The organism is Cryobacterium arcticum, assembly GCF_001679725.1.
GTDB lineage: Bacteria > Actinomycetota > Actinomycetes > Actinomycetales > Microbacteriaceae > Cryobacterium > Cryobacterium arcticum_A.
Map to the genome: position 1 here is coordinate 1,892,762 of NZ_CP016282.1, position 24,922 is coordinate 1,917,683.

24 protein-coding genes, 1 tRNA gene and 1 other RNA gene are annotated in these 24,922 nt (G+C 68.8%); 16 read left to right on the top strand and 10 right to left on the bottom strand.

Translation table 11 applies throughout. From position 1 onward, the window contains the following. Positions 1–5 precede the first annotated feature (5 nt). The gene (gene aceE / locus PA27867_RS08440; RefSeq protein WP_066595255.1) at positions 6–2,732 is read right to left on the bottom strand and encodes a pyruvate dehydrogenase (acetyl-transferring), homodimeric type; all 2,727 of its coding nucleotides are present in this window, start codon (positions 2,730–2,732) and stop codon (positions 6–8) included. A gap of 286 nt (positions 2,733–3,018) precedes the next feature. Here aceE and PA27867_RS08445 point away from each other — a divergent pair, with 286 nt between their 5' ends. From PA27867_RS08445 to PA27867_RS08465, 5 genes are all read left to right on the top strand, one after another. After that, positions 3,019–3,504: a peroxiredoxin gene (locus tag PA27867_RS08445; protein WP_066595257.1), complete on the top strand. Its 486-nt coding sequence runs from the start codon at positions 3,019–3,021 to the stop codon at positions 3,502–3,504. A gap of 47 nt (positions 3,505–3,551) precedes the next feature. Further along, positions 3,552–3,624: transfer RNA gene (locus tag PA27867_RS08450), tRNA-Val, on the top strand. Positions 3,625–3,738: 114 nt separating this feature from the next. Further along, on the top strand, positions 3,739–4,464 hold the full coding sequence (locus tag PA27867_RS08455) for a GAF and ANTAR domain-containing protein (RefSeq protein WP_084020897.1): 726 nt from the start codon (positions 3,739–3,741) through the stop codon (positions 4,462–4,464). 7 nt (positions 4,465–4,471) lie between these two features. Beyond that, entirely contained in the window at positions 4,472–5,182 is a 711-nt protein-coding gene (locus PA27867_RS08460; protein ID WP_066595259.1) for a GAF and ANTAR domain-containing protein, read from the top strand. 83 nt (positions 5,183–5,265) lie between these two features. Continuing rightward, complete coding sequence (locus tag PA27867_RS08465) at positions 5,266–5,604, top strand: hypothetical protein (protein WP_157109164.1); 339 nt, start codon at positions 5,266–5,268, stop codon at positions 5,602–5,604. An 18-nt stretch (positions 5,605–5,622) separates the two neighbouring features. Here PA27867_RS08465 and PA27867_RS08470 read toward each other — a convergent pair whose 3' ends face one another. Next, complete coding sequence (locus tag PA27867_RS08470) at positions 5,623–6,516, bottom strand: universal stress protein (RefSeq protein WP_066595263.1); 894 nt, start codon at positions 6,514–6,516, stop codon at positions 5,623–5,625. Beyond that, on the bottom strand, positions 6,513–7,394 hold the full coding sequence (locus tag PA27867_RS08475) for a universal stress protein (protein ID WP_066595265.1): 882 nt from the start codon (positions 7,392–7,394) through the stop codon (positions 6,513–6,515). The genes PA27867_RS08470 and PA27867_RS08475 overlap by 4 nt, the downstream gene beginning before the upstream one ends. A 141-nt stretch (positions 7,395–7,535) precedes the next feature. On the opposite strand from PA27867_RS08475, the gene PA27867_RS08480 reads away from it, so the two are divergent. The 7 genes from PA27867_RS08480 to PA27867_RS08510 all read left to right on the top strand — a co-directional run bounded on the left by PA27867_RS08480 (position 7,536) and on the right by PA27867_RS08510 (position 12,964). Further along, positions 7,536–9,257 (top strand): GAF domain-containing protein, encoded by a 1,722-nt coding sequence (locus tag PA27867_RS08480; RefSeq protein WP_066595273.1) that lies wholly within the window; start codon positions 7,536–7,538, stop codon positions 9,255–9,257. After that, positions 9,254–9,883: a response regulator gene (locus PA27867_RS08485; RefSeq protein ID WP_066595274.1), complete on the top strand. Its 630-nt coding sequence runs from the start codon at positions 9,254–9,256 to the stop codon at positions 9,881–9,883. Before PA27867_RS08480 ends, PA27867_RS08485 begins: the two co-directional genes overlap by 4 nt. Before the next feature lie 4 nt (positions 9,884–9,887). After that, complete coding sequence (locus PA27867_RS08490) at positions 9,888–10,391, top strand: DUF427 domain-containing protein (RefSeq protein WP_066595276.1); 504 nt, start codon at positions 9,888–9,890, stop codon at positions 10,389–10,391. 50 nt (positions 10,392–10,441) lie between these two features. Then, positions 10,442–11,263: a Nif3-like dinuclear metal center hexameric protein gene (locus PA27867_RS08495; RefSeq protein ID WP_066595277.1), complete on the top strand. Its 822-nt coding sequence runs from the start codon at positions 10,442–10,444 to the stop codon at positions 11,261–11,263. A 54-nt stretch (positions 11,264–11,317) separates the two neighbouring features. After that, positions 11,318–12,055 (top strand): zinc ribbon domain-containing protein, encoded by a 738-nt coding sequence (locus PA27867_RS08500; RefSeq protein ID WP_066595278.1) that lies wholly within the window; start codon positions 11,318–11,320, stop codon positions 12,053–12,055. 66 nt (positions 12,056–12,121) lie between these two features. Next, positions 12,122–12,494, top strand: an RNA gene (gene rnpB, locus PA27867_RS08505) — RNase P RNA component class A. A gap of 20 nt (positions 12,495–12,514) precedes the next feature. Further along, entirely contained in the window at positions 12,515–12,964 is a 450-nt protein-coding gene (locus PA27867_RS08510) for a TIGR02611 family protein (RefSeq protein ID WP_236900885.1), read from the top strand. A gap of 33 nt (positions 12,965–12,997) precedes the next feature. Here PA27867_RS08510 and ppgK read toward each other — a convergent pair whose 3' ends face one another. Beyond that, the gene (ppgK, locus tag PA27867_RS08515) at positions 12,998–13,765 is read right to left on the bottom strand and encodes a polyphosphate--glucose phosphotransferase (RefSeq protein WP_066595279.1); all 768 of its coding nucleotides are present in this window, start codon (positions 13,763–13,765) and stop codon (positions 12,998–13,000) included. Between the two features lie 42 nt (positions 13,766–13,807). Continuing rightward, complete coding sequence (gene map, locus PA27867_RS08520) at positions 13,808–14,674, bottom strand: type I methionyl aminopeptidase (protein ID WP_066595280.1); 867 nt, start codon at positions 14,672–14,674, stop codon at positions 13,808–13,810. A 12-nt stretch (positions 14,675–14,686) separates the two neighbouring features. Here map and PA27867_RS08525 point away from each other — a divergent pair, with 12 nt between their 5' ends. Continuing rightward, positions 14,687–14,875 (top strand): hypothetical protein, encoded by a 189-nt coding sequence (locus tag PA27867_RS08525; protein WP_066595281.1) that lies wholly within the window; start codon positions 14,687–14,689, stop codon positions 14,873–14,875. Positions 14,876–14,902: 27 nt separating this feature from the next. Here the strand turns inward: PA27867_RS08525 and panB are convergent, their stop codons facing one another. Next, a complete protein-coding gene (gene panB / locus PA27867_RS08530) occupies positions 14,903–15,775 on the bottom strand; it encodes a 3-methyl-2-oxobutanoate hydroxymethyltransferase (RefSeq protein WP_084020903.1) in 873 nt (290 codons plus the stop codon). Between the two features lie 141 nt (positions 15,776–15,916). Here panB and glnA (PA27867_RS08535) point away from each other — a divergent pair, with 141 nt between their 5' ends. Continuing rightward, a complete protein-coding gene (gene glnA, locus PA27867_RS08535; RefSeq protein WP_066595282.1) occupies positions 15,917–17,254 on the top strand; it encodes a type I glutamate--ammonia ligase in 1,338 nt (445 codons plus the stop codon). A gap of 25 nt (positions 17,255–17,279) precedes the next feature. Next, positions 17,280–20,315 (top strand): bifunctional [glutamine synthetase] adenylyltransferase/[glutamine synthetase]-adenylyl-L-tyrosine phosphorylase, encoded by a 3,036-nt coding sequence (locus PA27867_RS08540; protein ID WP_066595283.1) that lies wholly within the window; start codon positions 17,280–17,282, stop codon positions 20,313–20,315. 57 nt (positions 20,316–20,372) lie between these two features. Here the strand turns inward: PA27867_RS08540 and glnA (PA27867_RS08545) are convergent, their stop codons facing one another. Continuing rightward, a complete protein-coding gene (gene glnA / locus PA27867_RS08545; RefSeq protein WP_066595286.1) occupies positions 20,373–21,797 on the bottom strand; it encodes a type I glutamate--ammonia ligase in 1,425 nt (474 codons plus the stop codon). A 146-nt stretch (positions 21,798–21,943) separates the two neighbouring features. Between glnA (PA27867_RS08545) and PA27867_RS08550 the strand changes: the two genes are divergently transcribed. Then, the gene (locus PA27867_RS08550) at positions 21,944–22,387 is read left to right on the top strand and encodes an RDD family protein (RefSeq protein ID WP_066595288.1); all 444 of its coding nucleotides are present in this window, start codon (positions 21,944–21,946) and stop codon (positions 22,385–22,387) included. A gap of 103 nt (positions 22,388–22,490) precedes the next feature. On the opposite strand, the gene PA27867_RS08555 is transcribed toward PA27867_RS08550, so the two are convergent. From PA27867_RS08555 to lipB, 3 genes are read right to left on the bottom strand one after another with little or no spacing between them, the layout of a single operon-like run. After that, a complete protein-coding gene (locus PA27867_RS08555) occupies positions 22,491–23,201 on the bottom strand; it encodes a DUF4191 domain-containing protein (protein ID WP_066595289.1) in 711 nt (236 codons plus the stop codon). A 48-nt stretch (positions 23,202–23,249) separates the two neighbouring features. Next, on the bottom strand, positions 23,250–24,236 hold the full coding sequence (lipA, locus tag PA27867_RS08560) for a lipoyl synthase (RefSeq protein WP_084020905.1): 987 nt from the start codon (positions 24,234–24,236) through the stop codon (positions 23,250–23,252). Beyond that, positions 24,233–24,868, bottom strand: coding sequence for a lipoyl(octanoyl) transferase LipB (gene lipB / locus PA27867_RS08565; protein ID WP_066595291.1), 636 nt, complete (start codon positions 24,866–24,868; stop codon positions 24,233–24,235). The genes lipA and lipB overlap by 4 nt, the downstream gene beginning before the upstream one ends. Positions 24,869–24,922 lie beyond the last annotated feature (54 nt).

The window sequence follows — 24,922 nt, forward strand, 5'->3', positions numbered from 1 at the left end:
GTCAGTTAGCTCTCGCCACCGGCCGAGCCGGTCGTGCCGGCGGAGACGTCGTGCAGGCTGTACTTGTCGATGGCCTGCTGGATGACGCTGCGGTCCAGTTCGCCGCTGTTGGCCAGCTGCTGCAGGGTGCGCACCACCATCGACGGGCCGTCGATCTTGAAGAACCGGCGGGCGGCGGGGCGGGTGTCGGAGAAACCGAAGTCGTCCGCTCCCAGCGTCGCGAAGTCGCCGGGGATGAACTGGCGGATCTGGTCGGGCACGGCGTGCATGAAGTCGCTCACCGCGACGAACGGGCCGGCCGTGTCGGCCAGCTTGTCGGTCACGTAGGCCGTGCGCGGCTCCTCGTTCGGGTAGAGGAAGTTGTGCTCCTCAGCCGCGAGGCCGTCCCGGCGCAGCTCGGCCCAGGAGGTCACCGACCAGACATCGGCGGACACCCCCCAGTCCTCGGCGAGCAGGGTCTGCGCTTCGAGTGCCCACGGCACCGCGACGCCGGAGGCCAGCAGCTGAGCCTTCGGCCCGGCGACGGTGGACTCCGACACCCGGTGGATGCCGCGGATGATTCCGTCCACGTCCACATCGGCGGGTTCGACCGGCTGTACCTGCGGTTCGTTGTACACCGTGATGTAGTACATGACGTTCGGGTCGGTGTGGGTTCCGCCGTACATCCGCTCCAGGCCGGACCGCACGATGTGCCCGATCTCGTAGCCGAACGCCGGGTCGTAGGACACGACGGCCGGGTTGGTCGAGGCGAGCAGGGGCGAGTGGCCGTCGGCGTGCTGCAGGCCCTCACCCGTGAGGGTGGTGCGGCCGGCGGTGGCGCCGATCATGAAACCGCGGGTCATCTGGTCGCCGGCGGCCCACATGGCGTCGCCGGTGCGCTGGAAGCCGAACATCGAGTAGAAGACGTAGACCGGGATGAGCGGCTCACCCTGGGTGGCGTACGACGTTCCGACGTTGGTGAACGCGGCGAGGGCGCCGGCCTCGTTGATGCCCACGTGGATGATCTGGCCCTGCGGGCTCTCCTTGTAGGCGAGCAGCTGGGCGTGGTCAACGGAGGTGTAGTGCTGGCCGTTGGGGTTGTAGATCTTCGCGTTCGGGAAGAACGCGTCGATGCCGAAGGTGCGGGCTTCGTCGGGGATGATCGGCACGATGCGGTGGCCGAAGTCCTTCGAGCGCAGCAGCTCCTTGAGCAACCGGACGAACGCCATGGTGGTGGCGATCTCCTGGGTGCCGGAGCCCTTCTTGGTGATGGCGTAGGTGGAGTCGTCCGGCAGGTTCACCTGGGTGTACTTGCTCCGACGCTCCGGCAGGTACCCGCCCAGCGCGCGACGGCGCTCGTGCAGGTACTGGATGGCCTCGTCGTTCTCGCCAGGGGTGTAGTACGGCGGCTGGTACGGGTTGGCCTCGAGCTGGGCATCCGTGATCGGCACGTGCATGCTGTCGCGGAACGTCTTGAGGTTGTCCAGCGTCATCTTCTTCATCTGGTGGGTCGCGTTGCGGCCCTCGAAGCTCGGGCCAAGGCCGTAGCCCTTGACCGTCTTCGCCAGGATGACCGTGGGCTGGCCCTTGTGCTCGGATGCCGCCTTGAACGCCGCGTAGACCTTGCGGTAGTCGTGGCCGCCGCGCTTGAGGTTCCAGACCTGGTCGTCGGTGTAACCCTCGACGAGCTTCAGCGCGCGGGGGTCGCGGCCGAAGAAGTTCTCGCGCACGTAGGCGCCGCTTTCGGCCTTGTAGGTCTGGTAGTCACCGTCCGTGGTGACGTTCATGAGGTTGAGCAGGGCGCCGTCGGTGTCGCGGGAGAGCAGGTCGTCCCACTCGCGGCCCCAGACCACCTTGATGACGTTCCAGCCGGCGCCGCGGAAGAAGCTCTCCAGCTCCTGGATGATCTTGCCGTTGCCGCGCACCGGGCCGTCGAGGCGCTGCAGGTTGCAGTTGACGATGAAGTTGAGGTTGTCGAGACCCTCGTTCGCGGCGACCTGGAGCTGGCCGCGGCTTTCGACCTCGTCCATCTCGCCGTCGCCCAGGAACGCCCAGACCTGCTGGTCGCTGGCGTCCTTGATGCCGCGGTTGGTGAGGTAGCGGTTCAGCTGCGCCTGGTAGATCGCGTTGATCGGGCCCAGGCCCATCGACACCGTGGGGAACTGCCAGAACTCCGGCATCAGGCGCGGGTGCGGGTACGACGAGATGCCGTCGGGCGCGTGCGACTTCTCCTGGCGGAATCCGTCCAGCTGGTTGGCGCTCAGGCGGCCCTCGAGGAAGGCACGGGCGTAGGTACCGGGGGAGGCGTGACCCTGGATGAAGATCTGGTCGCCGCCGCCCGGGTGGTCCTGGCCGCGGAAGAAGTGGTTGAAGCCGGTCTCGTAGAGCGCGGCGGACGACGCGTAGGTGGAGATGTGGCCGCCGACGGCGATGCCGGGGCGCTGGGCGCGGTGCACGAGCACGGCGGCGTTCCAGCGGATCCAGGCGCGGTAGCGGCGTTCGATGTCTTCATCGCCGGGAAAATCGGGCTCGTTCGTCGAGGCGATGGTGTTGATGTAGTCCGTGGTCGGAACCATCGGGACGTTGAGGTGCAGTTCCTTGGAGCGCTTGAGCAGGCTGAGCATGATCTCGCGGGCCCGGGCCGGACCGTTGGCCGCGACAAGCGCTTCGAGAGATTGCGACCATTCGCTCGTCTCTTCGGGATCGGCGTCCGTGTTATCCATGGAGTACGGGTCTTGGTCGTTGACAGTCACACTCGACCTCTTTCTGTAGGGCAGATCGTGTGGGGGAAGGATCATGCCTGGTTAGGCGTGCCGGACACAGCCCGGCCGGGTCACGACCGAAAGGCACCACGTCAGCCTAGTGATTCTTGCTGGGAAGCGTGCACGGGACGGGGCGTGTTCGCCGGTGGCACGTCCACGACCGACGAACCGGGGACACCCCGGGCGGATCGTCCGGGTTGGAGCGCCCGGGTTCGGCAGCTAGGCTGTCCCCCCGTATTCAGCCATCGTTTCCCGGTGGCCGGGAAGGACACGCACCATGGCACTGGAGAACGACACCCAGGCTCCGGATTTCGAACTCGTCAGTCAATTCGGCGAGACCATTCAACTCAGCCGCTACCGAGGCGAGAAGTCGGTCGCCCTGGTCTTCTTCCCCCTCGCGTTCTCCGGAATCTGCAGCGGTGAGCTGTGCGAGCTGCGGGACAATCTGGGCCTCTTCGCCGACAACAGCGTCGAGCTCATCGGTATCTCGGTCGACTCGCGGCACACCCTGCGGGCGTGGGGAGAGCAGCAGGGCTACGGTTTCACGCTGCTCGCCGACTTCTGGCCGCACGGGTCTGTCGCGAAGGAGTACGGGGTGTTCCTCGAGGACAAGGGCTTCGCCAACCGGGCGACGTTCCTCATCGACACGAACGGCATCATCCGGGCGAGCTTCATCACCGCGCCGGGGCAGGCCCGTTCGCTCGAGGCCTACCGCGCGGCCCTGGACGAACTGCATCCGGCGCCGTCGTTTTCCGGCAGCTGACGTTGTGTCGTAGGCTTGTTCCATCCTGACCCGGTTCGTTCCGGTCGGGGCCTTTAGCTCAGTTGGTAGAGCGCCACGTTTACACCGTGGATGTCATCGGTTCGAGCCCGGTAGGGCCCACACTTTTTGTAGAGTTCCCACACCGTTGTTCCACACCCGGGCCCGGTGGGCCCGGCGGTTGCGAGGTCACCATGGCATCACGGCAGGAGACGGCCGCCCAGGTCGAGGGTGCTCATGTCTGATCGCCTGGCCTTCGGGGCCGCCGTCGAGGAGCTGTCGCTCGCCTTCGAACGCCGCACCAGTCTGTGCCGCCCGTTCCTGCGGGTGCTGCCCGTCACCGGCGCCGCCATCTCCACGCTCGGCCCGCCGTTCGGCTCCGAGACGCTCTGCGCCAGCGACGCCCAAGCGGCCCGGCTCGACGAACTGCAGTTCGACCTCGGCGAGGGCCCATGCTGGGATGCGCTGACCCACCGCCGTCCGGTGCTCAGCGGGGATTTCCGCACCGACGACACCCGCTGGCCGCTGTTCACCGAAGCGCTCGGGGCCGCCGAGGTGGGGTCGCTTTTCGCGTTCCCGCTGGCCCTGGGCAGCCTCAATATCGGCGCCGTGGACCTGTACAGCCGGCAGCCGGCCACGCTGACCGATGTCCAGGTGGGCGATGCCACGACCCTGGCGACAATCTGCGCCCGGCAGGTGCTCCGCCGCAGCCTGGCGGACCAGCCCCAACCGGGCCCTGACGACGACGGCGACGGCTTCTCCCGCCGGGAGGTGCACCAGGCCACCGGAATGGTCCTCGCCCAACTCGGGGTGAGCGCGGCCGACGCACACCTGGTCATCACGGGCTACGCTTTCGCGCGGGGCCGTACGGTCCGTGAGGTCGCGGCCGACATCGTGGCCAGGCGATTGGATTTCGCCGATGAGTGGGCATCCCCGTCTGGGCCCTCGTCCGACTCATTATGATGGAGTGATGGCAACAAAGACCCGTGAAGGCCAGCTCGTCGAGGCCTTCGTGACACTGGCCGACACGCTCGTCGTCGGGTACGACCTCCTTGATCTGCTGCACTCCTTGGTCTCCAAGTGCGTGCCGCTGTTCGAAGCCTCCGCGGCCGGCATCATCCTCACCGACGAGGAGGAATTCGAAGTCGTCGCGTCCACCAACGAACGCAGCCGGCTGGTCGAGATCCTGCAGCTGCGCAGCGGCAGCGGCCCGTGCGTGGAAAGTGTCATCACCGGCCACTCCGTCTCCGTGCCCGACATCGACGCATCCGGCCCCAAATGGCCCCGTTTCCGGCACGGCGCCCTCGAGCAGGGCTTCGGATCCATGTTCTCCGTGCCGATGCGCCTGCGCGCGACGACCATCGGCTCCCTCAACCTTTTCTGGGAACGTACCGGCGGGCTGCCCGAGGAGGACTCGCCGACGGTGCAGGCCCTCGCCGACGTCGCCACCATCGGGATCCTGCAGGAGCGGGCGTTGCGGGAAAGCGATGTCGCCCGCCAGCAGCTGCAGTACGCGCTGAGCAGCCGCGTGGTCATCGAGCAGGCGAAGGGCGTTGTGGCCTACACCCGCGGGGCCAGTATGGACGAGGCGTTCACCCTCATTCGCACGCATGCGCGGTCGAACGGCGTGCCGCTGGCCGACGTCGCCGCGCAAATCGTGAGCGGCGACCTCGCGCTCTGACGGTCACCGTCGTAGAATCGCTCGTAGAGCCCCAGACCCCGGCTTCACGACCGAGTTGTCACGTGAACCAGCAGGGGTGCGCCATGAAACGAATTTTCCATCCTGGGGGATCCATCGTCACCGGCAGCGACCTCGCTGACGCGGTGATGCGGTACGCCGAGGCTTTGAGCAACCGCCGAGAGACGGATGTCGTGGACATCCCGGTCATCTCCGATGACGGCAGCCCGGGCCGGGCCCAGTTTCTCATCGGCTCGGCGAGTCAGCTGGTCAGTGTCACCAGTGCCGACGTTCTCGCCGAGCTGACCGAGACGGCCACCACGGAGGCGTTGCACCGGAAAGTCACCCGCCGCGGGCGCCCCTCGTCTTCGGCGTGGGCGGGCGCAGTGGTCGGGTCGCCGCAGTTCGACGAATTCGACTATTGAGGCAGGCGCCTGGTCAGTTCAGACGCTGACCGCCGAGACGCGTGACGCCGACTCGTGCGTCGTCGCAGCGCCCCGGGCGATGAGCACGGGAACGTTGATGTTCATCAGCACATCGTGGGTCACCGAGCCGATCAGGCTGCTGTCGCCGTGCCGTGCCGACACGCCCAGGATCAGCAGTGCCGCGTCGAAGCTCGCGTCCAGCAGGGCCTCGGCGGGGTCCCGGTGGGCTACCCGGCGCCGCACCGTGATGCGGGAGGACGTGGCCGCCGCCACGGCCGCCGCGCGGCTCATCAGGCCGGCGGTCTGCGGGCTTCGGTCGTCGGGGGAGTCGGAGCGGGATTCGGCCCGGTTCGACTCCGCTCGTTGCAGGGTGGGTGGAGCGTAGACCAGGAGCAGGTCCTGGTCGAGGCGGTCCGCCTCCTGCGCGCCCATCTGCACGGCGGGGAGGGAGCCCTCGGTGCCGTCGATGCCGACGACGACGTCGTGGCGGGATTCGAGGGTCGTGTCGGGGACGATGGCGACAGAGCACCGTGCCGCTGACGCGATCTGTACGCTGCGGGAGCCGAGTACCCGGCCGCGGAGGAACCCGGTCTTGTGGGTACCGACGATGAGCAGGTCTTCGGGGCTGGGCAGTTTGGCCAGTTCCCACGCCGTCCCACCGTGCACGATCCGGGTGGTCAGGCTCACCCCGGTGTGCAGGGCGTCGACCCGGGCGGACTCCTCGGAGAGGAGTTCCCTGGCCTGGCGTTCGGCGTCGGCGGCGGCGTCCCGTCCGACCAGGCCCCACTCGTCGTCGACGGTGTTCACCAGGACCACCGCTGCACCGCGCTCGGAGGCCCGGCGTACGCCCCACCGGAGGGCCGCGCGGCTGGGGCCCGAGCCGTCCACTCCGATGTAATACGTGGCGCTCATGAGGTCGCCCCCGACCGCTTGGTGTCCGCGTCCGCCCGGGCGGGGGGCACAACCAGGACCGGGCACGGCATGTTCAGGAGCACGTCGTGGCTCACCGACCCGAGAATCAGGCCGGCGACGGCCCCACGCCCGTGGGTGCCGACCACCAGGACGGTCGCCGTCGCGGCCGCTTCGACGAGCACGGGCGCCGCCGCGCCCTGCATGAGGACCGCTGAAGCGGCCAGGCCGGGGTGGGCGGCGGTGACCTGCTGCAGGGCCCGGTCCACGATGTCGGTGTGGGCTTCGATGAGAGCGTCGTACGGGACCGCGGCACCGAAGTCGACGCCCAGCGTGGCGGGGATGGACCAGGCGTGCACGACGTCGAGGGGTTGCCCGAGCCGGACGGCCTCTGCCGCGGCCGCGCGGAGGGGGGCGTCCTGGGTACCGTCGTCCTCGACTCCCACGACGACGCGGTCGCCGCCGGAGACCCAGCCGGCGGGGACCACCGCGACGGCGCAGGGCGCATGGTCGGCGAGCTTGAGCGGCAGGGTTCCGTGCACGGCTCCGGCGAGCGCGCCGGTCTTGTTGGTGCCGATCACGATCAGGTCGGCATCGGCCGCGGCGCGCACCAGCTCGTCCACGGGGGAACCGCGACGGACGACGCTCAGGGTCTTGAGCTCAGGGAGGTTTTTCTCGACGAACCGGGTGGCCTCGGCCAGGGCCCGCTCATACACCGGCTGAAAATCGTCGTCGAGCCCGTCAACCGGCGACCAGCCCAGTTCGACGACCGTGGTCAACTCCAGCCTCATCGGCACGGTGGCGGCTCTGGCCAACGCCCAGTCCAGGGCGGCCCGGCTCGCCGGCCCCCCGTCAACGGCTACGATCACTCTCTCAACCATGAGTTGATCTCCAGTTCTTCCCGGTGGTGCGTCGGGAGATGCCATGTCTCCAGGGTGGCAAGATCCCCTAAACTGCGAAAGGGCCGAAGGTCCCAGTCAGTTACACTTTGGGCTAGCGCGAACCGAAAGGGGACGCATTCTGTGACCGTTCCTGAGACCAGGCTCTCGTTTCCCGACGGGCCGCGGTCGGCCCTCGATCAGGCGCTGTCCGAACTCGTCCTCAACGCCCAGAAGGTGCTCGCCACCCAGGGGAGGCTGCGCAGCCTGCTGCAGGCCAGCCAGGCCGTCGTCGAGGAACTCGACCTCGCTGCGGTCCTTCGGCGCATCGTGGATGTGGCCGTCGACCTCGTCGGCGCCCAGTACGGCGCCCTCGGCGTCATCGCGCCCAGCGGCAACCTCGAGCAGTTCATCCATGTGGGGATCCCCGATGAGCTGGCCGCCCGCATCGGGCACCTGCCGGCCGGGCACGGCCTTCTGGGCGCGCTCATCGACGACCCGCACGCCATCCGCCTCACCCACCTGGGTGACGACCCGCGGTCCTCGGGCTTCCCGGCACACCACCCGCCGATGGACAGCTTCCTCGGTGTCCCTGTGCGGGTGCGCGGCGAGGTGTACGGCAACCTCTACCTGTCTAATCAGATCTCCGGCGGCTTCAGCGAGGAGGACGAGGAGCTCCTGACGGCCCTCGCCGCCACGGCGGGCATCGCGATCGACAACGCCCGGCTGTTCGACGAGACCCGGCGGCGGCAGCGCTGGTCGGCCGCGTCAGCGGAGATCAGCGCGGCCCTGCTGTCCGACCGGGCGGATGCCTCGCTCGAACTCCTTGCCGACAGATTCGCCTCGCTCGCCGACGCGGATCTGGTCTGCGTTGTCCTGGCAGCGGGGGAGGGCACCCTCATCGTCGACACCGCCCGCGGCACCCAGGCCAAGCGGGTCAAGGGCCTCGTCATCCCGTCGACCGGGACCACCGTGGGGCGCGCCTTCGACAGCGGCCAGCCCATCCTCACCGCCGACGGCGGAGCCAGCCTGGACCAGCCGGACGCCCAGCTCGTGCTCGGCCCGACCATGGTCATCCCGCTGCTGGCCTCCGGCCGCACCCACGGCGTCATGACGGTCTCCCGTTCGACCGGCCGGCCCCGCTTCACGACGAGCGACCTGGAGATGGCGGCGGACTTCGCCGGCCAGGCCAGCGTGGCGCTCGAGCTCGCCCGCGGGCGTACCGCCGGGCAGAAGCTGGCCCTGCTCGAGGACCGCAGCCGAATCGCCAGGGACCTGCATGACAACGTCATCCAGCGGGTCTTCGCCGCGGGCATCGGCCTGCAGGCCATCAGCGGATCCGTCGACGATGCGGATGTGCGTGAACGCATCATCGAGGAGGTCGTCGCCCTCGACGTGGCCATCGTCGAGATCCGCACCGCGATCTTCGCCCTGACCGCGCAGACCAGCCGGGACCGCGGCTCCATCCGGCATCGCGTCATCGACCTGCTCAGCGAGCTGGCGTCCCTCTTCCCGCAGACACCTCGGCTGGTCTTCACCGGTCCGATCGACCTGCTCACCCCTCCGGCGATGTCCGACGATATCGCCGCGGTCATCCGTGAGGGCCTGATGAACGTGGTCCGCCACGCCGAGGCCACCGAAACCGTCGTCAACCTCAGCGTGGGCGACGATCTCGTCGTCATCGAGGTCGTCGACAACGGTGTCGGCGTCACGGAATCCGACCGGCGCAGCGGCCTGGCCAACCTCGCGGCGCGCGCCGAACAATGGGGCGGTGACGTCGTTCTCGAGAACCGGGCCAGGGGCGGCAGCCGACTACGCTGGACCGCCGGCATCGAACCCGAACCCGTACGAAAGGAACCGTCATGATCCGAGTCTTCCTGGTGGATGACCACGAGGTCGTGCGCCGCGGAATCGCGGACATGATCAACGCCGAACCCGACCTCGAGGTGGTCGGCGAGGCTTCAACGGCCCGTCAGGCGGTGGCCAGGGTCGCGGCCACCGTGCCCGACGTGGCCGTCCTCGACGTCCGGCTGCCCGACGGCAGCGGGATCGACGTGTGCCGCACCATCCGGTCGGCCAACCCCGGCGTGCAGTGCCTCATGCTCACCGCCTACGACGACGACGAGGCCAGCTACTCAGCGGTCCTGGCCGGCGCCGCCGGCTACGTCCTCAAGGACATCCGCGGCCAACACCTCGTCGAATCCATCCGGCGGGTCGCCCGCGGCGAATCGCTCGTGCAGAAGGCCGTGACCCGCAAGGTGGTCACCGAACTCACCGGCACCGCCGCCGATTCCCCGGCGTCCAACCTGACCACGCGGGAGCGCCAGGTGCTCGAGCTCATCGCCGAGGGACTGACGAACCGACAGATCGGCGACCAGCTCGACCTGGCCGAGAAGACCGTCAAGAACTACGTGTCCGGCCTGCTCGCCAAGCTCGGAATGGCCCGGCGCACCCAGGCGGCCGTGTACGGCGCCGGTCTGCGCCCGCGGTAGTCCCATGGACAGGACCCATCGGAATCGTGAGACTCCCGGCCCCGGCCAGGAATCCGTCTGGGACTACCCGCGGCCGCCGCGGGTGGAGCCCACCTCCGAGCACGTCGTCCTCCGGTTCAACGGCCGGGTGATCGCCGACACGCGTGACAGCGTCCGGGTGCTGGAGACCAGCCATCCGCCGACCTACTACCTGCCGCGAACCGCTTTCGCGCCCGGAGTGCTGGTGCCCGTGAACGGGCACAGCGTGTGCGAGTACAAGGGACTGGCGTCCTACCTCAGCGTCGTCGTGGGCGACGTCCACGCGGACGCCGTGGCCTGGTACTACCCGGCTCCGCTGGCCGGATTCGAGGCGCTGGCCGGCCGGGTGGCCGTGTACCCCGGCCGTCTGGACGAGTGCACCGTGGACGGGGAGACCGTGCGGGCCCAGCCGGGCGACTTCTACGGCGGCTGGATCACCGACCGCATCGTCGGTCCGTTCAAGGGCGCACCGGGAACCCTCGGCTGGTGAACGGCCGGTCCGCGTCCCCGTGCCCGCCCGCCGACAAGTAGGCTGATGGGGTGTCATTCTCGCTTGCTGAAGTAGCCCGGGTCTCCCATGACCTGTGGCCGCTCTCCGGGGCCGAGGACTGGGACGCGCCGGGCCTGATCAGCGGCGACCCCGCGCACCGGGTGGACTCCATCCTGCTGGCCGTCGACGCCGTGGCGGACACTGTCGCCGAGGCCGTCGAGTCCGGCGCCGACCTGCTGCTTGCGCACCATCCGCTGCTGCTGCGCGGTGTGACGACCGTGGCCGAAGACGGCTACAAGGGCGCCCTGCTGGCCAGGCTCATCCGCGCCGACTGCGCCCTCCTGGCCGCGCACACCAATGCCGACATCGTCGCCGACGGCGTGTCCGACGTGTTCGCCCAGCGACTGGGCCTCGTCGACGTGCGCCCGATCACCGCGGGCGACACGCAGGGCACCGGCATCGGCCGGGTCGGGAGGCTCCCCGAACCCACCACGCTGGGGCACCTCGCCCGGCGACTGGCCGACCTGATCCCGCCGACGGCATCCGGCGTGCGCGTCGCGGGCGGCTACGGAGACGTCGTGTCGACCATCGCCCTCTGTGGCGGCGCCGGAGACTCGCTTCTGCGCGAACCGCTGGTGCGCGGCGCGGATGCCTTCATCACCTCCGACCTGCGCCACCACCCGGCGTCGGAGTCCCGGGAACAGTCCGTGCTCGCCGGGGTTGGCCCTGCCCTCATCGACGTGTCACACTGGGCCAGCGAATGGCTGTGGCTGGACGTCGCGGCCGCCGCGCTCCGGCAGGCGCTGCCCGGAATCCGCGTGACGGTCAGCGAACTGCGCACCGACCCATGGGACTTCGCCGTCACCCAGTGAGCCCCGCTCACCCCCGCTCATTTCAAACTCCATAATCATGAAGGTCAGGACATTGTGAAGGCATCCCCCCCAGAGCAGAAAGAACTCCTGCGGCTCCAGGCCCTCGACATCCGTCTGCAGCAGGTCGAACACCAGGCGAAGGCGCTTCCCCAGCACGCCGAGCTCGCGTCGCTCGCGCGCACCCTCGACGCGTCCAAGACAGTCCTCACGGGCCGCACCGGCGAGGTCGAGGATGCCCGGATCGAGCTGCGCCGGATCGAGTCCGACGTGGAGGTCGTGGAGAAGCGGATCGCCCGGGACACCGACCGTGCCCAGCACACCTCCTCGATCAAAGACGTGCAGGCGTTGGAGACCGAACTCGCCGCTCTGACCGGCCGCCTGTCCGCCCTCGAGGAGATCGAACTCGCGGTGATGGAACGGCTGGAGGAGAAGGAAGCCGCCGTCGCCGAGACCGAGGCCGAACGTGCCGCCGTGGCGACCAGGGTCGCCGAGATCGAGGCGGACCGCGACGTGCTCCTGGTGGACCTGAACCGTCAGCTCGGCGAGCTGGCCCGCGACCGGGAGGCCATCGTCTCCGCCATCGGCGCCGACCTCGCCGCGCTCTACGAGAAGCGCCGGGTGGCCGGCCGCGGCAATGCCGCATCGCTGCTCCGGGCCCGCACCTGCAGTGGCTGCACCATGACCCTGACCGGCAACGACCTCGAAGACGTGCGGGCCGCTCCGGCCGACGACATCGTCTTCTGCCCGGACTGCGGCGCCATCCTGGTCCGCACGGAGGAATCCGGCATCTGATCGACCCGGCCTGTGCCCGTTCCGGTACGGCGCCGGCGCCGGAGGCCTGTAGGCTCGACGACGGAATGGGTCGGCAAGACGGTCGCGTCATCCGGGCTCTTCGGAGTCCGCGATGCCGAGGAACGTCCGGGCTCCACAGAGCAGGACGGTGGGTAACACCCACCCGGGGCAACCCGCGAGACAGTGCCACAGAAAATAGACCGCCCCGGGCCTCGGCCCAGGGTAAGGGTGAAACGGTGGTGTAAGAGACCACCAGCGGCCAGGGTGACCTGGCTGGCTCGGTAAACCTCGTCCGGAGCAAGGTCACACAGGGAACGTCAAGGCTGCTCGCCGAGTTCCCGGGTAGACCGCTAGAGGGCTGCGGCAACGTAGTCCCGAGATAGATGGCCGTCCAGAGCGCAAGCAGGGACAGAACCCGGCGTACCAGCCGGCCCATTCCCCCCAACCTGGGAGTCCCGCGTGACCATCCCGGCGGGGGTGGCGGCGGTCAGGAAGGGCTTCTACGCTGGGCCCATGGCCACCACCTCGTCATACCCGCCCGGTACGCACCCCGCCACGGGACCGGACAGCCTGCCGGGCGCTCCTGGACCGGGCGCGAGGCTTCGGCAGCTGCTGACCCGGACGCGTGCCTGGATCCACCGGCACCCGCGCCTGCGCACCCCGTACCGGTTCCTGGTGGGGGCCGCTGGGCTGGCGGTGATCGTCATCGGCCTGATCCTGGTGCCGCTTCCCGGCCCGGGCTGGCTCATCGTGTTCGTGGGGGTGGCGGTGCTGGGCACCGAGTTCCCCGCCGCGCACCGGATCACACTGTCGGTGCGGCGGGTCGCTCACCGGGTGCGGCAGTGGTGGCGGGCGCGCCGGGACCGCCAGGGCGCTCGGTCCTCAGGTGCAGGAGTCGAAGCGGCCTAGAGCGGTGCCGACCTAGAGCACTGCCGGCCCGGATCAGGCCGTGACGGGTGCGTACTTCACGGCCAGAGCCGCTGCGCCGAGGATACCCGCGTTGTTGCGGTGTACGGCCGGAATGATGCGCGTGTCCAGGTGCAACAACGGCAGGAAGTCCTCGTGGTGCTTCGACACGCCGCCGCCGACGATGAACAGGTCAGGGGTGAACAGGGCTTCCAACCGGCTGTAGTACTTCTGCAGCCGGGCCGCCCACTTCTCCCAGCTGAGGTTGTCGCGTTCCTTGGCCGAGAACGCCGCGCGGGTCTCGTAGTCCACGCCGTCGATCTCGAGGTGGCCGAGTTCGGTGTTGGGCACCAGCTCACCGTCGTTGATCAGCGCGGTGCCGATGCCCGTGCCCAGCGTGGTCAGCAGGACCACACCGTCCACGTCGCGGGCGGCGCCGAACTGCGACTCGGCGTAGCCGGCCGCGTCGGCGTCGTTGACGAAATGGATGGGAACGCCCAGACCCTTCTCGAAGAGCCTCTCCGCGGCCAGGCCGATCCACTTGTCCGACACGTTCGCTGCGGACATGGTGTGCCCGTGCTTGACGACGGCCGGGAAGCAGACGCCGATCGGAAGGTCGCTGGTGCCGCTGGAGACCGTGGCGAGCAATTGCCGCGTGGTCTCGATGATGTCCTGCGGGCGGCCGCCCTTGGGGGTGGGCAGTTTGACACGGGGGGAAAGCAGGGCGCCGGTGGACAGGTCGACCACGGCCCCCTTGATGCCGGTTCCGCCGATATCGATGCCGATGGCAGTGGATGAACTCATGCAGCCAATCTACCGGCTACGCGCGGCAGCTTCGGCAGCCGGCTACGGGAGGGTCAGGATTTCGGCGCCGCGTTCGGTGACCACGAGGGTGTGCTCGAACTGGGCGGTGATGCTGCGATCCTTCGTCAACACGGTCCAGTCATCCGCCCACATGTCCCATTCGCTCGTGCCCAGGGTGAGCATGGGTTCGATCGTGAAGACCATGCCGACCTCCATGACGGTGTCGTACTGCGGCGCCGAATCGTAGTGCGGGATGATCAGGCCGGAGTGGAATGCCTCACCCACACCGTGGCCGGTGAAGTCCCGCACGACGCCGTAGCCGAACCGCTTCGCGTAGGACTCGATCGTGCGGCCGATCACATTGACCTGACGCCCGGGGGCAACGGCCTTGATGCCGCGGGCCAGGGCCTCCCGGGTGCGGTCGACGAGCAGGGTGACCTCCTCCGAGGCCTCCCCGACGATGAAGGTGACGTTGGAGTCTCCGTGCACGCCGTTCTTGAACGCGGTGATGTCGATGTTCACGATGTCGCCGTTCTCCAGCAGGGTGTCGTCGGGGATGCCGTGGCAGATGACCTCGTTCACCGACGAGCACAGCGACTTCGGGTAGCCCCGGTACCCCAGCGTGGAGGGATAGGCGCCCTGGCCGATCACGTACTCGTGGCCGATCCGGTCCAGTTCCTCCGTCGTGACGCCGGGGCGCACGGCGCGGCCGACCTCCTGGATGGCTTCGGCGGCGATCCGGCCCGACTCGCGGATCAGGGCGATGCGGTCGGGGGAGTACACGTCGGAGCCGGTGAACCGGGCCGGTGCGGTCCGTCCGACGTACTCCGGACGGGGGATCTGGGAGGGAACGGAGCGGTGGCTGGACACGGCTCCCGGAATGAGGTGACCGATGGAATCCTTAGGCATAGGATCAAGCTTATGGCCGAAGATACTGAGCACCAGTTCTGGTACAACATGCGCACGGGAGCCGTCGAGAAGGGTCTGCTCTCCCCGTCGGTGGACCGCGTGGGTCCGTTCGCGACGTTCGACGAGGCGACGCACGCCCTGGACAAACTCCGCGCGAACAGCGCGAAGTGGGCCGAGGACGACGCCGCCGACGACAGGTAGACCGCCGGCAGGTCCTCCTGCGCGGGGCTACTCGTAGCTGTGCTCGGGGCCGGGATAGGCGCCGGAGTCGACGTCGGCCTTGAAGGCGTGCACGGCGTCCGTGAGCGCCGAACGCATATTGGCGTACTGCCGAACGAAGCGGGGCACCCGGCCGCCGGTCATGCCCGCGAAGTCGGTCCAGACCATGAGCTGGCCGTCGACATCCGGGCCGGCGCCCACGCCGATGGTGGGAATGTCGAGCTTCTCGGTGACCAGGGCCGCCACCGCAGAGGGCACCATCTCCAGAACCACCGCGAACGCGCCCGCCTCCTGCACCGCGAGGGCGTCGGCCATGAGCTGGTCGGCGGCGGCACCACGGCCCTGAATGATGTGGCCGCCCAGACCGTGCTCGCTCTGCGGGGTGAAGCCGATGTGGGCCATCACAGGGATTCCGGCCGAGACGATCCGGGAGATCTGCTTGCGGCTGCGCACCCCACCCTCGAGCTTGACCGCGTGGGCCTGTGCCTCCTTCATGAACCGCACTGCGGTGTGCAGGGCCTCGGACGGACCGGTCTCGTAGGTGCCGAACGGCATGTCCGCCACCACGAGGGCGCGGGTCACGGCGCGGGCGACGGCGCGCGTGAGGGGGATGAGCTCGTCGACCGTGACCGGGAGGGTGGTCTCGTAGCCGAAGACGTTGTTGCCGGCCGAATCGCCCACGAGGAGGAAATCGATCCCGGCCTGGTCGAAGATCTGCGCGGTGAGCATGTCATAGCTGGTCAGGCCCGTGATCGGGATGCCCTGCTGTTTCGCGTTCTGGAAATGCCTGGTGCGCACCCGCTTGGGTCCGGAGGGGACACTGACATACGGATTCTGCACCTCGACGGCATTGGCGGCGTCCGGTGTGACTGGCTCAGGCATGTGCCCAGTGTACTCAGCGCCCGATTCGGCATCCCGATCCGGCATTCGGATGCCCCGGCCCGATTCGTCCGCGCGATCAGCCGGTTTTCGCGCACGCACCGGCGGCAGCCGGTAGCCTAGGAGCAACAAGAAAGGGCGTGGATGGACAAGCAGCGCGACTTCGTTCTTCGGACCATCGAGGAACGGGGCATCAAGTTCATTCGACTATGGTTCACCGACGTGGTCGGCACCCTGAAGTCGGTCGCGATCGCACCGGCCGAGGTCGAGGGGGCGTTCGCCGAGGGACTCGGCTTCGACGGCTCCGCGATCGAGGGCCTCACGCGCTCCTTCGAAGCCGACGTGCTGGCCCACCCGGACCCCACCACGTTCCAGATTCTGCCCTGGCGTGGCGAGGTCGACCCCACGGCGCGGATGTTCTGCGACATCACCACGCCGGACGGCCAGCCCGCCGTCGCCGACCCCCGGAACGTGCTCAAGCGCACCCTGGCGAAGGCCGCCGAACGCGGGTTCACCTTCTACACGCACCCTGAGATCGAGTTCTACCTGCTCAAGTCGTCGAAGTTCGGCAAGAACGGGCCCGTCCCGGTCGACTCCGCCGGCTACTTCGACAACGTCCCGGGCGGCACAGCGCACGACTTCCGCCGCCGTTCGGTGCGGATGCTCGAAGACCTCGGCATCTCGGTGGAGTTCAGCCACCACGAGGCCGGCCCCGGCCAGAACGAGATCGACCTGCGTTACGCGGATGCCCTGACCACGGCGGACAACATCATGACGTTCCGCACCGTGATCAAGGAAGTGGCGATCGAGCAGGGCGTCTACGCGACGTTCATGCCCAAGCCGCTTTCCGACCAGCCCGGCTCCGGCATGCACACCCACCTGTCGCTCTTCGAGGGGGACACCAACGCCTTCTACGAGGCCGGCGCCCAGTACCAGCTGTCCACCACGGGCCGCCAGTTCATCGCCGGATTGCTCCGCCACGCGCCCGAGATCACGGCCGTGACCAATCAGTTCGTGAACTCGTACAAGCGGCTCTGGGGCGGCGACGAGGCACCCAGCTTCGTCTGCTGGGGCCACAACAACCGGTCGGCACTCATCCGGGTTCCGCTCTACAAGCCCAACAAGGGGCAGAGCTCGCGCATCGAGTACCGCGCGATCGACTCCGCGGCCAACCCGTACCTCGCCTACTCGTTGATGCTGGCCGCCGGGCTCAAGGGCATCGAAGAGGGCTACGAACTGCCGCCGGAGGCTGAGGACAACGTCTGGGGTCTCAGCGACACCGAACGCCGCGCCCTGGGGTACCACCAGCTGCCCGCCAGCCTCGATCACGCCATCCAGTACATGGAGGAGTCCGAACTGGTCGCCGAGACCCTCGGCGAGCACGTGTTCAACTACGTGCTGCTGAACAAGCGCCAGGAATGGCGCGAGTACCGGTCGCAGGTCACCCCGTTCGAGCTCAACAAGAACCTCGAGATGCTCTAGGGGCAATCCCAGACAGGCGCACGACATGGCGAGAGAACAGCTGACTCTGACAGACCTCGCTCGGGTGGGCTTCGCCGATCTCGGCGAAGCCCGCGCACGCCTCGACGAGGTCAGCGAGCTGGGCGGGCCCGACCCGTCCGACCTCTTCCCGCTGCTCAGCCGCGCGGCGAACCCGGATGCGGCTCTGTTCGCCGTGCTCTCGTTCGTCCGGCGGTGTCCGACCGAGTTCGCCGTGCTCCGGCGGCACCCCGGTGCCGTGCAGCGCCTGGTTTCGGTCGCCGGCGCGTCGACGGGCCTGACCGATTTCTTCCTGCGGCACCCCGACGAACTCGCGGTGCTGCACGAGAAGACTGCCTCGCTGCCCGGTCTGGCGGAACTGACCGGCGACCTGCTCGACGCGGTACAGGCGACGGACGGTGTCGCTGCGCTGGTCGACGACGCCGGCTGGGTGGCCCTGCGGGTCCGCTACCGCCGCCGGCTCGCCGAGCTGGCCGCGTTCGACCTCGAACAGGCCGACCCCGTCGGCGGCCTCGACAGGATCGCCCGGCAGCTCTCCCACCTGGCCGCCGCCGCGCTGGAGGCCTCCCTGGCCGTCGCCCGGGGGATGGCCGGCGGCGCCGTCGCGGCGCCCGGCGTGTTCCCGCTCGAGCAGGTGCGCCTGACCAAGCTGGCCGTGATCGGCATGGGCAAGGCCGGCGCGGGAGAGCTCAACTACGTCAGCGATGTCGACGTCATCTTCGTCGCCGAAGGGGACGAGGACGCCGGCCTGGACACGGGCCGGGCCGTGGACATCGCCACCCGGCTGGCTATCCTCATGATGCGCGGCCTCAACCAGCCCACAGTCGAACCCGAGCTGTGGGAGGTGGACCCCAACCTGCGGCCGGAAGGCAAGTCGGGAGCGCTCGTGCGCACCCTCGAGTCCCACATCGCCTACTACGACAGGTGGGCCAAGAGCTGGGAGTTCCAGGCGCTGCTCAAGGCCCGGCCCCTGGCCGGGGACGTCGAACTCGGTTCCCGGTACGTCGCCGCGGTCGCGCCGAAGGTGTGGACCAGCGCGAGCCGGGAGAACTTCGTCGAATCGGTGCAGCGGATGCGCGAACGCGTGACCAGCAACATCCCCGCCGACGAGGTCGCCGTGCAGCTCAAACTCGGCCCGGGCGGCCTGCGCGACATCGAGTTCACGGTGCAGTTGCTGCAGCTTGTGCACGGTCAGGCCGACCCTGACGTGCGCCAGCCCGGCACGTTGCCGGCGCTGGCCGCCCTGGCCGAATCCGGCTACGTCGGCCGGGCGGAGGCGGCGGAGTTCGCCCAGGACTACCGGATGCTCCGGCTCATGGAACACCGCCTGCAGCTGGACCGTCTGCGTCGCACGCACCTGCTGCCCCGGGACGAGGCCGGTCTGCGCGTGCTCGCGCGCGCCACCGGCCTGGCCACCAGCGCCGCCGGGCTGAGCGCCAGGTGGGAGGCCACCAAACACCGGGTTCGCGGGCTGCACGAACGGTTGTTCTACCGCCCGCTGCTGTCGGCCGTGGCGGCGCTGCCCGCCGAGGGGCTCAACCTCACGAGCGCCCAGGCTGAGGCACGACTGGCGGCCATCGGTTTCCGCAACACCGCGGGAGCCCTGGCTCACATCGCCGCGCTCACGAGCGGGGTGTCCCGCCGCGCGACCATCCAGCAACACCTGCTGCCGGTTCTGCTCCAGTGGCTCTCCGACGGCGCCGACCCGGACTACGGTCTCCTCGCGTTCCGCCGGCTGAGCGACAGCCTGGGGTCCACCTACTGGTTCCTGCGGATGCTGCGCGACTCGTCCGGAGCCGCCGAACGCCTGACCAGGGTGCTGTCCGCCTCCCGGTTCGTCGGGGAGCTCTTCGAGACCATCCCGGAGGCCGTCGCCTGGCTGGAGCACGATGACGAGCTGCGCCCGAGGCCCCTCGGCGTGCTGCAGGACGAGGCACGGGCTGTCCTGGCCCGGCACGGCAGCCCCGACGCGGCCGCGTCGGTGCTGCGCACCAGCCGGCGGCGGGAGATGCTGCGCCTGGCCCTGTCGGCGATCCTCGGCCGCATCAGCATCGACGAGCTGGCGGCGGGCCTCACGGATGTGGCCACCGTGATCATCCAGGGGGTGCTCGGCGCCATCCGCGGCACCGGTCTCACCGGCGACGACGGTCCGCTGGCGCCGGACGGCATCGAGTTCGCGGTCATTGCGATGGGCCGGTTCGGGGGAGCGGAGCTGGGCTTCGGCTCCGACGCCGACGTCATGTTCGTCTTCCGGCCCGGCACGCTCGAGGGCGGCGCGGCGCACGACCGGGCGACGTTCATCGTGCGCGAGCTGAACCGGCTCACCGACGACAACAGGCTGCCGCTTGACCTCGATATCGGTCTGCGCCCTGAGGGCAAGAATGGGGCCGTGGTGCGCTCCCTCGACTCCTACCAGGCCTACTACCGCCGCTGGTCGCTCACCTGGGAGGCGCAGGCCCTGTTGCGCGCCCGCGGCATCGCCGGGGAGCCGGCGCTCGTGGAGAGCTTCCACGCCGTGATGGACCCCGTTCGGTACCCCGAGGCCATCTCCGAGCAGGACGTACGCGAGATCAAGCGCATTAAGGCGCGGGTGGAGAACGAACGCCTGCCGCAGGGCGCCGACCCCAACCGGCACCTCAAGCTGGGCCGTGGCTCGCTGAGCGACGTGGAATGGTTCGTGCAGCTGCTGCAGCTCCAGCATGCTGCCGCGCTTCCGGCGCTCCGCACGACCTCCACTCTCGAGGCACTGGAGGAAGCGACCCGGCATTCGCTGGTGAGCGCGCCGGAGGCGGCGACGCTCCGGGCCGCGTGGCTGTTCGCGTCCCGGTGCCGCTCGGCCATCACCCTGTGGACCAACAAGACCGCTGACGTGCTGCCGACCGACCGGATGCAGCTGGACGGTGTGGCCCGCATGATGGAGTACCCGCCCGGGTCGGCCAACCAGCTGGAGGAGGACTACCTCGCGGTCACGCGTCGCGCCCGCGCGGTGTTCGAGCGTCGGTTCTACGGCCCCGTGGAGCGACCAGGGGCCTTCTCGGGTTAACGACCGAAGGGCCGCGACCTCGCGGTCGCGGCCCTTCGGCTCAGTGAGTGGTGCTGCTTAGACGCCGTAGTACAGTTCGAATTCGAACGGGTGCGGACGCTGCGCGAGGGGCTTGATCTCCTTCTCGCGCTTGTAGTCGATCCAGGTCTCGATGAGCTCCGGGGTGAAGACGTTGCCGGCGAGCAGGAAGTCGTGGTCGGCCTCCAGCGCCTGCAGCGCCTCTTCGAGCGAAGCGGGAACCTGGGGGATGTTCTTGGCCTCTTCGGGCGGCAGCTCGTAGAGGTCCTTGTCGACAGGCTCGTGCGGCTCGATGCGGTTCTTGATGCCGTCAAGGCCGGCCATCAGCTGGGCGGCGAAGGCGAGGTACGGGTTTCCGGAGGCATCGGGCGCCCGGAACTCGAGACGCTTGGCCTTCGGGTTGGTGCCGGTGATCGGGATGCGGATCGACGCTGAACGGTTGCCGGCCGAGTAGACCAGGTTGACCGGTGCTTCGAAGCCCGGCACCAGGCGGTGGTACGAGTTGACCGTCGGGTTGGTGAAGGCGAGCACGGCGGGGGCGTGCTTGAGCAGGCCGCCGATGTACCAGCGTGCCACGTCGGAGAGTCCGCCGTAGCCGGCCTCGTCGTAGAACAGCGGCTTGCCCTCAGACCACAGGGACTGGTGGGTGTGCATGCCGGAACCGTTGTCGCCGAAGAGCGGCTTGGGCATGAACGTGGCGGTCTTGCCCCACTCGTGCGCCGTGTTCTTGACGATGTACTTGAACTTGAGCAGGTCGTCGGCCGCGTGCACCATGGTGTCGAACTTGTAGTTGATCTCACCCTGGCCGCCGGTGCCGACCTCGTGGTGGCTACGCTCGAGCACCAGGCCGGCGTCGATGAGCTTGAGGCAGATGTCGTCGCGCATGTCGGCGTGCTGGTCGACGGGGCTGACCGGGAAGTAGCCGCCCTTGTAGGGGGTCTTGTTGGCGAGGTTGCCGCCCTCTTCCTTGCGGCCGGAGTTCCAGGCGCCCTCGCCGGAGTCGACGGAGTAGAAGCTGGTGTGCTGGTTGACCTCGTAGCGCACGTCGTCGAAGATGTAGAACTCGGCCTCGGAGCCGAAGTACGCGGTGTCGCCGATGCCTGTGGACGCGAGGTACTTCTCGGCCTTCTTGGCCACCTGGCGCGGGTCCTTGGAGTAGATCTCGCCGTTGCGCGGGTTGTAGATGTCGAACAGCATGATGAGCGTGCGCTCGGCGCGGAACGGGTCGACGAAGGCGCTCGTGACGTCGGGGATCAGCTGCATGTCTGATTCGTGGATCGACGCGAAACCGCGGATCGACGAGCCGTCGAACATCTGGCCGACGGTGAAGAACTCCTCGTCGACGGTCGACGCGGGGATGTTGAAGTGCTGCTGCACACCCGGCAGGTCGGTAAAGCGGAGGTCAAGGAACTTGACATCGGTGTCCTTGATGAAAGCGAGCACTTCGGACGAATCGCGGAACATGCGGTTTTACTCCAAACGACGTAGGCGTGGGTGACTATCAATGTCGCACACTGCGGCTTCCCCGACACTATTACGGACGGGTTACTTAAGAATGACGCTTATGTTTCCGCAATGTTACAGGGGAGGTCGCTCGGTAAACTGGGCGGGTGAACGCGACACCTCCAGGCCCCACGACTTTCGGGCAGCTTCCGCCCAGCACCTGGCCGGGGGAGCGGCTCGGCCTGCCCCGGAGCGGCCCGCACTCGGTGGGCCGGGTCGGCCGGCGCATCCTGGCCCTGGTCATCGACTGGGCGATCGCGGTCGGCCTGGCCTGCCTGATCTGGGGGTACACCCTGCTCGACTACGACGGTTTCGTCGTGCTGGGCGTCTTTGTGCTCCTGCAGGCCGTGCTGCTCGCGACGCTCGGTGCCAGCATCGGGCATCTGTTGCTGGGCCTCCGTCTGATCAGCCTCAGCGGCGGACCGGTGGGCGTCTGGCGGCCCGTCGTGCGCTCCGTGCTGCTCGGCCTGGCCGTTCCGGCGTTGGTCTGGGATTCGGATCAGCGCGGCTTCCACGACAAGATCGCCGGCACGGTGCTGATCCGCCGGTAGCCGGCGGGTCCGGGAACGACAGCAGGGCACGGGTTCGACCCCGTGCCCTGCTGTGTTGTGCCCTGCTTGTGTCTGCGCTGTTCGTGTGCGCGGATGCGCCGGGCTAGTTGCCGCGCTGCGGGCGGGCCTTGGTCGGGTCGACACCCTTGGGGATCGGGAGCTTCTTGGCGATGGAGTTGAGGCGGTTGTTCACCGCGAGAACCTCGGCCTTGGTCAGCGACGGCTTGATCTTGGTCAGACGACGCGCCAGCTTGTGCAGCGGCACGGCATCCGAGTCGGGTCCGACCGAGATGACCGTGACGGCGACGTTGCCGCCCACCTTGGCCACGGAGCGGCGTTCTTCGTCCACCATGCGGGCCGTGCGGGTGCGGGGGCCCTCGCTGATCAACACGACGCCGCCGCGGCCGACGGCGCGGTACACGGCATCCTGGGTCTTGCCGTTGACGGCGACCGGCATCTCGCTGCCGACCCAGCCGCGCTTGAGCGAGGAGCGCAGCACGGCGCCGACGGCGCCGGGCTGGCCCTCGATCTGCGAGTATGCGGCCTTCTCGGCGCGCCGACCCAGGATGATGAGCATCGCGAGAACACCGCCGAGCACTCCGGCGATGATCCACAGGGCGATGGTGAACCCGCTGTCCGGGGTCAGGAGCAGGGCCAGGATCAGCCCCACCGCGACCGGGATCAGGAAGCCCAGGATCATGAACAGAACGATGTTCGAGTCGTAGCGCCTGGTCATCTGGAAGACCTGCCACATTTGCTTCAAGCGGCCAGGTTCTTTGGGGGTGCGGGGACTCTTGTCCTTGCTGCGTGCCATGGTTCTAAGACTACCCAGTCGGTCGATATGCGCGTGACGGATTTAGGGTCAAACGGCCTGGCTGAACCCCCGGGTGGCGTCGGCGAGGTGCTGCAGGCCGGCGGGAACGGGGCGTCCCGTCGCCGCCATGGACTGCGCCCACAGGCGGCCGGCCCGGTAGGACGACCGCACCAGGGGGCCGGAGAGGACCCCGAGGAAGCCGATTTCCTCGGCTTCTTCCTTGAGCTCGACGAACTCCTCAGGCCGTACCCACCTCGCCACCGGCAGGTGCCGGGGACTCGGGCGCAGGTACTGGGTGAGAGTGAGGATGTCGGTGCCCGCCTCGTGCAGGTCCCGCAGGGCCTCGGACACCTCGGCGCGTTCCTCTCCCATACCCAGGATCAGGTTCGACTTGGTGATCAGCCCGGCGGCGCGCCCCTGGCTGAGCACGTCGAGCGACCGGTCGTAGCGGAAGGCGGGGCGGATGCGCTTGAAGATCCGGGGGACGGTTTCGACATTGTGCGCGAACACCTCGGGGCGGGCGGAGAACACCTCGGTGAGATGGTCGCGGTTTCCCGAGAAGTCGGGCACCAGGATTTCCACGCCGGTGCCGGGGCACTGGGCGTGGATCTGCCGGATCGTCTCGGCGTAGAGCCAGGCGCCCTCGTCGGGCAGATCGTCCCGGGCGACCCCGGTGACGGTGGCGTAGCGAAGGTCCATGGCCCGCACGGACTCGGCCACCCGTCGGGGCTCGTCGGTGTCGTAGTCGGCGGGTTTGCCCGTGTCGATCTGGCAGAAGTCGCAGCGCCGGGTGCACTGCGACCCGCCGATGAGGAAGGTCGCCTCGCGATCCTCCCAGCACTCGTAGATGTTCGGGCAGGCGGCTTCCTGACAGACGGTGTGCAGGTTCTCGCTGGTCACCAGGTTCTGCAGTTGACGGTACTCGGGGCCCATCCGCGCGCGGGTCTTGATCCAGGAGGGCTTTTTTTCGATGGGCGTCTCGGCGTTGCGGACCTCCAGCCGCAGCATCCGGCGCCCGTCGGGTGCGGCGCTCATGCGGGGACCGACAGGTGGCTGCGGAAGGCGGCGGTGACGGAGGCGACGGCGTCCTCCGTGCTGACGACCCGGCCGAGCACCCGGGTCATGGTGGTGACGCCGGCGTCCGCGATGCCGCAGGCGACGATGCGGTCGTACGGCTCCAGGGAGTTGTCGCAGTTCAGGGCGAAGCCGTGCATGGTGACCCCGTCGGCGACGCGGATGCCGATGGCGGCGATCTTGTCTTCGGCCCCGTCGGGTCCGACCCAGACCCCGCTGCGTCCGTTCACCCGTCTGCCGTCGATGCCGAAGTCGGCGAGGGCGTCGATGAGGATGGCCTCGAGCAGCCGCACGTAACCGACCACGTCGATCGGTTCGGCCAGGCGCAGGATCGGATAGCCGACCAGCTGCCCTGGGCCGTGCCAGGTGATCCGGCCGCCCCGGTCGACGTCCACGACCGGGGTGCCGTCGGTGGGACGGTCCTCCGGCTGGGTGCGTTTGCCGGCCGTGTACACGGCGGGATGTTCGAGGAGCAGGACGGTGTTCGGTCGATGACCGGACACCACCGTGCGATGGACGGCGCGCTGGAGCTCAAGGCCCTCGAAATACGGCACGGAGTTGGCGCTTAGCCCCGCGACGACAAAGTCGAGCATGCGGCCAGTCTAGGGGGCCGCTCCTCCCCAGCGGGGAGGTACGGCGAGATTCTC

Excerpts from the sequence above, each read along its gene's own strand:
- PA27867_RS08555 (WP_066595289.1), bottom strand. The coding sequence starts at position 23,201 with ATGGCACGCAGCAAGGACAAGAGTCCCCGCACCCCCAAAGAACCTGGC.
- PA27867_RS08465 (WP_157109164.1), top strand. The coding sequence starts at position 5,266 with ATGAAACGAATTTTCCATCCTGGGGGATCCATCGTCACCGGCAGCGAC.
- PA27867_RS08460 (WP_066595259.1), top strand. The coding sequence starts at position 4,472 with ATGGCAACAAAGACCCGTGAAGGCCAGCTCGTCGAGGCCTTCGTGACA.
- ppgK (WP_066595279.1), bottom strand. The coding sequence starts at position 13,765 with ATGAGTTCATCCACTGCCATCGGCATCGATATCGGCGGAACCGGCATC.
- glnA (WP_066595282.1), top strand. The coding sequence starts at position 15,917 with ATGGACAAGCAGCGCGACTTCGTTCTTCGGACCATCGAGGAACGGGGC.
- PA27867_RS08540 (WP_066595283.1), top strand. The coding sequence starts at position 17,280 with ATGGCGAGAGAACAGCTGACTCTGACAGACCTCGCTCGGGTGGGCTTC.
- map (WP_066595280.1), bottom strand. The coding sequence starts at position 14,674 with ATGCCTAAGGATTCCATCGGTCACCTCATTCCGGGAGCCGTGTCCAGC.
- lipB (WP_066595291.1), bottom strand. The coding sequence starts at position 24,868 with ATGCTCGACTTTGTCGTCGCGGGGCTAAGCGCCAACTCCGTGCCGTAT.
- PA27867_RS08445 (WP_066595257.1), top strand. The coding sequence starts at position 3,019 with ATGGCACTGGAGAACGACACCCAGGCTCCGGATTTCGAACTCGTCAGT.
- PA27867_RS08485 (WP_066595274.1), top strand. The coding sequence starts at position 9,254 with ATGATCCGAGTCTTCCTGGTGGATGACCACGAGGTCGTGCGCCGCGGA.
- lipA (WP_084020905.1), bottom strand. The coding sequence starts at position 24,236 with ATGAGCGCCGCACCCGACGGGCGCCGGATGCTGCGGCTGGAGGTCCGC.
- PA27867_RS08455 (WP_084020897.1), top strand. The coding sequence starts at position 3,739 with ATGTCTGATCGCCTGGCCTTCGGGGCCGCCGTCGAGGAGCTGTCGCTC.
- PA27867_RS08475 (WP_066595265.1), bottom strand. The coding sequence starts at position 7,394 with ATGGTTGAGAGAGTGATCGTAGCCGTTGACGGGGGGCCGGCGAGCCGG.
- glnA (WP_066595286.1), bottom strand. The coding sequence starts at position 21,797 with ATGTTCCGCGATTCGTCCGAAGTGCTCGCTTTCATCAAGGACACCGAT.
- PA27867_RS08470 (WP_066595263.1), bottom strand. The coding sequence starts at position 6,516 with ATGAGCGCCACGTATTACATCGGAGTGGACGGCTCGGGCCCCAGCCGC.
- panB (WP_084020903.1), bottom strand. The coding sequence starts at position 15,775 with ATGCCTGAGCCAGTCACACCGGACGCCGCCAATGCCGTCGAGGTGCAG.
- PA27867_RS08490 (WP_066595276.1), top strand. The coding sequence starts at position 9,888 with ATGGACAGGACCCATCGGAATCGTGAGACTCCCGGCCCCGGCCAGGAA.
- PA27867_RS08525 (WP_066595281.1), top strand. The coding sequence starts at position 14,687 with ATGGCCGAAGATACTGAGCACCAGTTCTGGTACAACATGCGCACGGGA.